The 7,321-nt window shown below is 70.1% G+C and carries 8 protein-coding genes; 7 read left to right on the top strand and 1 reads right to left on the bottom strand.

The window, feature by feature from the left end; translation table 11 throughout:
• The first annotated feature begins 126 nt into the window (after positions 1 to 126).
• Both QNJ12_RS23015 and QNJ12_RS23010 read left to right on the top strand, forming a co-directional pair.
• Positions 127 to 1,383: an MFS transporter gene (locus QNJ12_RS23015; protein ID WP_300626351.1), complete on the top strand. Its 1,257-nt coding sequence runs from the start codon at positions 127 to 129 to the stop codon at positions 1,381 to 1,383.
• Between the two features lie 17 nt (positions 1,384 to 1,400).
• Positions 1,401 to 1,835 carry a nuclear transport factor 2 family protein gene (locus QNJ12_RS23010; protein WP_300626349.1) on the top strand — a complete coding sequence of 145 codons (435 nt, stop codon included), beginning with the start codon at positions 1,401 to 1,403 and terminating at the stop codon, positions 1,833 to 1,835.
• 131 nt (positions 1,836 to 1,966) lie between these two features.
• On the opposite strand, the gene QNJ12_RS23005 is transcribed toward QNJ12_RS23010, so the two are convergent.
• On the bottom strand, positions 1,967 to 2,605 hold the full coding sequence (locus tag QNJ12_RS23005; protein WP_300626347.1) for a TetR/AcrR family transcriptional regulator: 639 nt from the start codon (positions 2,603 to 2,605) through the stop codon (positions 1,967 to 1,969).
• A 110-nt stretch (positions 2,606 to 2,715) separates the two neighbouring features.
• Between QNJ12_RS23005 and QNJ12_RS23000 the strand changes: the two genes are divergently transcribed.
• The 5 genes from QNJ12_RS23000 to QNJ12_RS22980 form a co-directional block, all read left to right on the top strand.
• Positions 2,716 to 4,335 carry an MFS transporter gene (locus QNJ12_RS23000; protein ID WP_300626345.1) on the top strand — a complete coding sequence of 540 codons (1,620 nt, stop codon included), beginning with the start codon at positions 2,716 to 2,718 and terminating at the stop codon, positions 4,333 to 4,335.
• A 203-nt stretch (positions 4,336 to 4,538) separates the two neighbouring features.
• On the top strand, positions 4,539 to 4,865 hold the full coding sequence (locus tag QNJ12_RS22995) for a hypothetical protein (protein ID WP_300626343.1): 327 nt from the start codon (positions 4,539 to 4,541) through the stop codon (positions 4,863 to 4,865).
• Between the two features lie 44 nt (positions 4,866 to 4,909).
• Entirely contained in the window at positions 4,910 to 5,569 is a 660-nt protein-coding gene (locus QNJ12_RS22990) for a response regulator transcription factor (RefSeq protein WP_300626341.1), read from the top strand.
• Positions 5,562 to 6,686 (top strand): ATP-binding protein, encoded by a 1,125-nt coding sequence (locus tag QNJ12_RS22985; protein ID WP_300626340.1) that lies wholly within the window; start codon positions 5,562 to 5,564, stop codon positions 6,684 to 6,686. Before QNJ12_RS22990 ends, QNJ12_RS22985 begins: the two co-directional genes overlap by 8 nt.
• A gap of 43 nt (positions 6,687 to 6,729) precedes the next feature.
• Positions 6,730 to 7,321, top strand: a 592-nt coding sequence (locus tag QNJ12_RS22980) for a hypothetical protein (RefSeq protein ID WP_300626339.1), incomplete at its 3' end; no start/stop codon positions are given.

The following is a 7,321-nucleotide window of genomic DNA, read 5'->3' as shown; positions in this document are numbered from 1 at the left end:
CCCGACCTCCGCGACCGACTCGCTCACCTGCAGCGACCGGTGGTCCGTCGCAAACGCGGCTCGAGGTGCGGCGCTCACGACGCCGATCGGCGGGGGATCGTCGTTCGGGTCGTAGCCTGCTGCCCGATGACGGCAACCGTCGCCACCGATGCTGACGAGGGCGAGGCGATCGGTCGGTTCGCGTCGCTGCAATTGCCCGTCTACCGGCGGCTGCTCGTCGGGGGGACGTTCAGCTTCCTCTCGATGATGATCGCCACGACCGCCCGCGGGTGGCTGGCGTTCGACCTGACCGGCACCAACACGGCGCTCGGCGGCGTGATGATCGCGTTCGGCATCGCCAGCATCTTCATGATCCCGCTCGGCGGCGTGCTGGCCGACCGGTTCCCGAAGCGGCGGGTGCTGCTGGTGACTGCGGGCCTGCAGGCGCTCGTCTCGCTGCTGCTGGCGACGGCGGCGGTGACCGACGTGATCGCCTACTGGATGCTGATCGTGGCGAGCGTCGTGCAGGGTGCGGTGATCTCGATGCTCGGCCCGGCTCGCCTTGCCTTCATCGCCGAGGCCGTCGACCGCGACCGCCTCACCAACGGCATCCTGCTCTCGCAGTCGACGCTGCAGCTGACGCGAGTCGTCGGGCCGGCGCTCGCCGGCGTGCTGATCGGGGTGCGGACGGTCGGGGTCGGCGGCGTCTATTACATCGCTGCCGCCTGCGCCGTGGGCGGGTTCGTGTCGACGATCGGGCTGCCCGAGGGACGTCCGATCCGGCAGCCGTCCCGCTCGCCGATGGCCGACCTGCTCGACGGCGTGCGCTACGTGCGGGCCAACCCGTCGACCGCCCACCTGCTGGTGCTCTCGTACCTGGTGGTGCTGATCGGGTTCCCGTACATCGCCTTCCTGCCGGTGATGGCCGAGGACATCTTCGACGCCGGCGCCGCCGGGTACGGACTCCTCACGACGGCGGGGGCGGTCGGCGCGCTCGCCACGTCGCTCGCCCTCGCCGACGTGGCTGCGACGCGGGTGGAGCGATTCCAGAGCGGCGCCGCGATCGGGTTCGGCGTCACGCTGTTGCTGTTCGGGTTGTCGCCGGTGTTCGCCGTGGCGCTGCTCGTGTCGGTCGTCGTCGGGGCCACGTCGGCGTCGTTCCAGTCGTTGAACAACTCGCTCGTGCTGACGAGGACGCCGGTCGAGTACCACGGCCGGATCCAGAGCCTGCTGATGCTCGGCTTCTCGGGCTTCGGCCTCGCCGCGCTGCCGTTCGGGCTGATCGCCGACGCGGTCGGGCTGCGCGAGACGCTCGTCGCGATGGGTGCCCTCGTCACCGTGGTCTCCATCGTGTCGGTCGTCATCAGGGTGCGACGCGCCCCGCGCCCGGCCGCCAGAATGTGAACCGAAGGGAAACGTCCATGTCCAACGATCCTGCGACCAGCGACCCGACGAGCCACGATCCTGCGACCAGCGACCCGGTCGACGATCCAGCGGCCGTGGTGCGGTCGTACTGGGACCGGGTCTGGCTCGATCGCGACCTCGACGCCCTCGACGAGCTCGCCACCGACCCGTCGATCCGCCACACGTCGCACGGGACGAACACCTACACCGTCGGCGAGCTCAAGGAGCACATCGGCGATGCCCTCTGTGCGATCCGCACCGAGGAGGTGACGTTCGACGCACTGACCGTCGACGGGCCGATGGTTTGGTTGCGGGCGACGGTCCGCGCCGTCAGCCTCGCCACGATGACGCCGCTCGACCTTGCCTGGCTCGCCCAGTACCGAGTGGAGGGCGGCCGCATCGCCGAAGCGTGGGCCCTGCACCAGTCCAACATGGACTGGGGTGGCACCTGACGGCGCGAGCCGAGATCCGTCCGGCCTGATTCGAGCCTGAGCGCGAACGCATCGACGCAATCGGTGTCACAGCGACACGTCCGCCGCAGCGATGCCCCGGCGGCAGATGCCGCGGTCGACGACGACCTCGGTCAGGAGCGAAGCGATCGGAGCAGTTCGATGACCTCGTCGCCGTAGGTGTCGGGGTCGATCTCCTGCCCGAGCATGGCGGTGCGGATGATGACCGCACCGAAGACGGCGTCGATGACGAACTCGACCGACGCGGGCTCGTGGCCGGCGACGGCGGTCATCAGTTCCCGGAGGCGTTCGCGCATGGGGCCCATGATCTCGCTCCGCACCACCTCGCCGATCGGAGCGTGGTCGCGGGTGGCCTGCAGGAAGCTCATGAGGTACTCGCCGTCCTCCCCGCACTTCGCCACCATCGACGCGACCATCGCCCGCAGGTCGGCCTCGGCATCGCCGGTCGGTTCGGGCGCGTCGAGCGGCGAGTGCTGGATCGCTGCTGCGACGAGCTCTGGCTTGGTGCCCCATCGGCGGTAGATGGTGGCGAGGCCGCTGCCGGCGCGGTCGGCGACGTCCTGCATGCGCAGATGGTCATAGCCGTGCTCCTTGAGGAGCTCGTGGGTGGCCTCGAGGATCGCCTCGGTGGTGTCGGCGGAACGTGGTCGACCGCGGGTCGAAGCGGCTCCCGCTGCCGTCGAGGCCTCCCGCGCTTGGCGCGTCGTCCTCGTCGTCGGCGCCGTCTCGAGGGCGGACGTGTCCGATGTCATGTCGAGAATCTTACACGAGAATGTTGACTTTCGGAAATGATCGTTTCATACTGAAGCCTCGCTTACCGAAAATCTCACTTCTCGAAATCTCTTCTCGAAAGGACCGGATCATGACGGACACACTCTCGACTCCACCCGTCGAGTCCAGCGGCGCAGCGAGCGACGTCTCGCCGCGTCGCCGCCAGGGCATCCTCGCCGCGATGAGCCTGGCGCTCGTCGGCGTGGTCGCCTCGGTCTCGGGGCTCAACGTCGCCCTCGGCGAGCTCTCGGTCGCACTCGACGCGTCGGGCTCGGCCCTGCTCTGGATCGTCAACGCGTACACGCTCACGATGGCGGCGTTGCTGCTCCCGGTCGGTGAGATCGGCGACCGGATCGGACGCCGCACCATCCTGGTCGCCGGCCTCGCCGTGTTCGGCGTCGCCAACCTGCTGGCCATGACCGCCGGGTCGGCCGGGCAGATGATCGTCTACCGGGTCATCGCCGGCGTGGGCGCTGCGATGATCATGCCCGCCACGCTCTCGACGCTGACCTCGGTGTTCCCGCCCGAGGAGCGCGGCCGGGCCGTGGGCGTCTGGTCGGGCTTCGCCGGGGCCGGTGGCATCCTCGGCCTGTTCGCTTCGGCGTTCCTCATCGACTTCGTCTCGTGGCAGTTGTTGTTCGTGCTGCCGGCCGCCACCGCTGTGGTCGGCATCGCCCTCACGCTGGCGATCGTGCCCAACACGCGCTCCAGCGAGACCCACCGCATCGACGTCGTCGGTGGCGTGCTGTCGGCGATCGGCGTCGGTGGTCTCGTGCTCGGCATCCACGAGGGGCCGGAGGTCGGCTGGACGGCGCCCATCACGGTGGCCGGCCTCGTCGCCGGTGCGCTCGGTCTCGTCGCCTTCGTGCTCTGGTCGCTGCGTCGAGAGCATCCGCTGCTCGACATGCGGATCTTCTCGAATCGCCGCCTGGCCGCCGGTTCGATGTCGCTGACGGTCATGTTCGCGCTGATCTTCGGCGTGTTCCTCGTGGTCATCCAGTACCTGCAGCTGGTCCTCGGCATGTCGGCGCTGCGTGCCGCCGCCGGCCTGCTGCCGATGGCGATCGTGATGATGGGGCTCTCGCCCCAGGCGCCCCGCCTGGCCGCCAGGTTCGGCTACGGCCGCATCCTCGGTGTCGGCACCGCGGCGCTGATCGCCGGCTTCGTGCTGCTCGGCCTGGCCGACGGCGACCCGTCCTACCTGGCGATCCTGCCCGGGCTGATCGCGATCGGTCTCGGGGTCGGGCTGGCGATGAGCCCCTCGACGACGGCGATCACCGAGTCGATGCCCGAGGACAAGCAGGGCGTGGCCTCCGCCCTCAACGACACCGTTCGCGAGTTCGGCTCGGCCGTCGGCGTCGCCCTCATCGGATCGGTGCTCTCGGCGGGCTACGCCGGCTCGATCGAGCCCACGACGGCGACGCTCCCGGAGGAGCTCGCCGAGCCGGTCGGCGAGGGCATCGGGCAGGCGCTCGCCGTCAGCGCCGAGCTCGGCCCCGATGGTGCGCCGATCGCCGAGGCCGCCCGGACCGCCTTCCTGAGCGGTTGGGGCACGGCGATGACGGTCGCCGCTGTCACGGCGGCGCTCGCCGGGTTGGGCGCGGTGGCGCTGCTCCGGCGTGATCGCGACACCGCCGACGACGTCGACCTCGACGCCGAGCCGGACATCGAGGTCGGGATCGACGGGGACCTCGAGCTGGTGCCCGCCTGAACCGGTCCGCAGCGGGCCGGGCGTTCCTCGTGAGCGCCCGGCCCCGTCGCGTCCGGCTGGCCGTCGGACTCGACAGAGCCCACGTATGAAGCCTCGAGCCGTCCAGAAGGATCCGACCGTCGTTCACAACTACTCCACATCTGGCGTGGACCATGAGTTCCGTCGATCAAACAACGATCGGCCAGATCAAAGGAGTACCTCTCATGTTCGGTTTCGGTCGGGGTCGCGGCCCCTTCGGCTTCCCGTTGTTCTTCCTGTTCGTCGTCCTGCTCGCCATCGTCGGCTTCGCCGTCATGGGACCCGCCGGCGCCGCGCTCGGGTTCCTGCTGTTCCTCCCGTTGAAGCTGTTCTTCTTCATGTTCCTGTTCGGGATCTTCTTCCGGTTCGCCCGGGGTGGCGCGCCGTGGGGCGGCCGACGCCGGGGCGGTCCGTGGGCACCGCCGAGGGAGCCGACGCGGGAAGAGCGCGAACGCGCCGAGGCCGAGCGGCGGGCGAAGGAGGAGGTCGACAGCCTCTTCCCGGACCTGTGAGGATTCGGACCTGTGAGGAATCGGCTGTGACGACCGTTCTCGTGGTGGACGACGAGCCGCGGATCTCCGGCCTGGTCCGTGACTACCTGGACCAGGCCGGGTTCCGCGTCGTCGAGGCCGCCGACGGGCCGGGGGCAATCGAGGCGTTCAGCCGGCACCGCCCGGACCTGATCGTGCTCGACCTCGGGTTGCCGGGCGTCGACGGCTTGGACGTGATCCGCAGGATCCGGGCGAGCTCTGACGTGCCGATCGTGATCCTCAGCGCCCGCACCGACGAGACCGACCGCGTCGTCGGGCTGGAGCTCGGCGCCGACGACTACGTCGTGAAGCCGTTCGGACCGAAGGAGCTCGTCGCGCGGGTGCGGGCGTTGCTCCGGCGAGTCGAGTCGTCGGGCGCCGACGACGTCCACCGGGTCGGCGACGTCACCGTCGACGTCCCGAAGATGCGCGTCGTCGTCAAGGGCGACGAGGTCGAGCTGACGCCGAGCGAGTTCCAGCTGGTGGCCACCTTGATCGCCCAACCCGGTCGCGTGTTCACCCGTGGCCAGCTGCTCGACGCGCTCCACGGCGTGAGCTTCGAGTCCTACGAGCGAGCGATCGACGCGCACGTGAAGAACATCCGGCGCAAGTTCGGCTCGCGGCCGCGCGAACCGCAGTACGTCCTCACGGTCCACGGCGTGGGCTACAAGTTCACCGATGCCTAGGTCGCCGATGGGCGGTCAGTCCGGTGCGGGGCCCGGCGGCAGCTTCGGTCCTCCGGCATGGTCGGGCCCGGGCGGCGGGCCGGGATGGCCCGGCGCGAGGGGCTTCGCCCGGCGGCTGTTCGCGCTGCTCGCGCTGTTCTTCGCCCTGCCGATCGTGATCGGCGTCGTGATCGCGGCCGGCTTCGCCGGCTGGACGGGTGCAGCCGTCGCCGCCGCGATCATCGCGGTGTTGTTGATCGCCGGCGCGCTGCTGCTCCGGTTCGCCGCTCGCACGTTCCGCTCGGTGAACGACCTGGTCAGCTCGACCGGACGCCTGTCCGAGGGCGACTACTCGGTCCGGATGGCGCCGAGCCGGTCGGCGCCGTTCCGGCCTGCGACCGAGGCCTTCAACCGGATGGCGGAACGGTTGGAGCGGTCGGACGACCTCCGTCGGCGCCTGCTGGCCGACGTCGGCCACGAGCTGCGTACGCCGCTCACGATCATGCGCGGCGAGCTGGAGGCGATCGCCGACGGGGTGCGGGAGGTCGACGACGACGAGATCCGGCGGTTGCTCGGCGATGTGGCGGCGATGGAACGCCTGCTCGAGGATCTGAAGACCCTCAGCACGACCGAGGCCGGCGTCCTCCGGCTCCACCGCGAGACGGTGGACGTCGTCGAGCTCGTCGACCGGGTCGTCGCGCGGTTCCGGACCGAGGCCGCCGGTCGCGCGGTGGTGCTCTCGGTGTCGGCCGTTGAGCATGCGTCGGCGATCGAAGCCGAGGTCGACCCTCACAGGGTCGGCGAGGTGGTCGCCAATCTGGTGGCGAACGCTCTGCGGGCGGTTCCGGAGGGCGGAACCATCGATGTCCAGGTCGCTCACGGACAGCTCGACGACCGGCCTGCCGTGGTGATCGAGGTCGCCGACGACGGCTCGGGGATCCCCGACGGACAACTCGGGGCGGTGTTCGACCGCTTCCACAAGGGTGCCGAGTCCAGCGGATCCGGGCTCGGTCTGACGATCAGCCGTGGACTCGTCGAGGCGCACGGCGGCACGATCACCGCCGCCAGTGATGTCGGACTCGGCGTCGGCACGACGATCACGGTCACGATTCCACGGGCGTCCGACCCGGCCGACTGACGATCGCCTCACCCGTGCCCTGAGGCCGTGCATACTCTCGCGGATGAGTGATCAACGCGGCCGGGAGTTCGACACCTTCGACACCGAACCTCTCACCGATGACGTCCTCGACGAGGCGGTCGTGTTCATCAGGTCGGCCAACCCGTTCGCTCAGCACACATGGGGATGGGATGCGGGGCGCTTCATCGACTTCCGCTGGGGCGGCAACACGCTCAGAGACGGGGCCGAGCCGGGGTTCTTCGGGCGGCACGGCACGGTGGTGCGGCGGGGCGGCGAGGTCGTCGCCCTGGTCCTCGCCGAGGAGGGTGGTGACGACCACTGCATTCTGACCGCACGCGACGACCCGAACCTGCTCGACTGGGCGCTTCAGGACCTGCTCGATCGACGGGCTGGGCAACGTGTCGTTCTGCTCCCGTCGGATGACGCGGCGTGGGTGCACGAGGTGATCGGCCGCCACGGGTTCGTTCAGGGCGAGGCCGCCGGCCTCGAGTGGGGCTACGACCTCGGCGACGTCCCCGAACCCGTCGAGCCGGAGGGCTTCGTCGTCGAGTCGATCCGCGGCCCGGAGGACTACGCCGGCATCGACCGTTGCCTTGCGGACGCGTTCGGCGGGGACAGGGGCAGGACCTCGGTCC

The sequence above is a fragment of the Ilumatobacter sp. genome, from assembly GCF_030065885.1.
Classification (GTDB): Bacteria; Actinomycetota; Acidimicrobiia; order Acidimicrobiales; family Ilumatobacteraceae; genus Ilumatobacter.
This window is presented reverse-complemented; position numbering and strand designations above follow the sequence as displayed.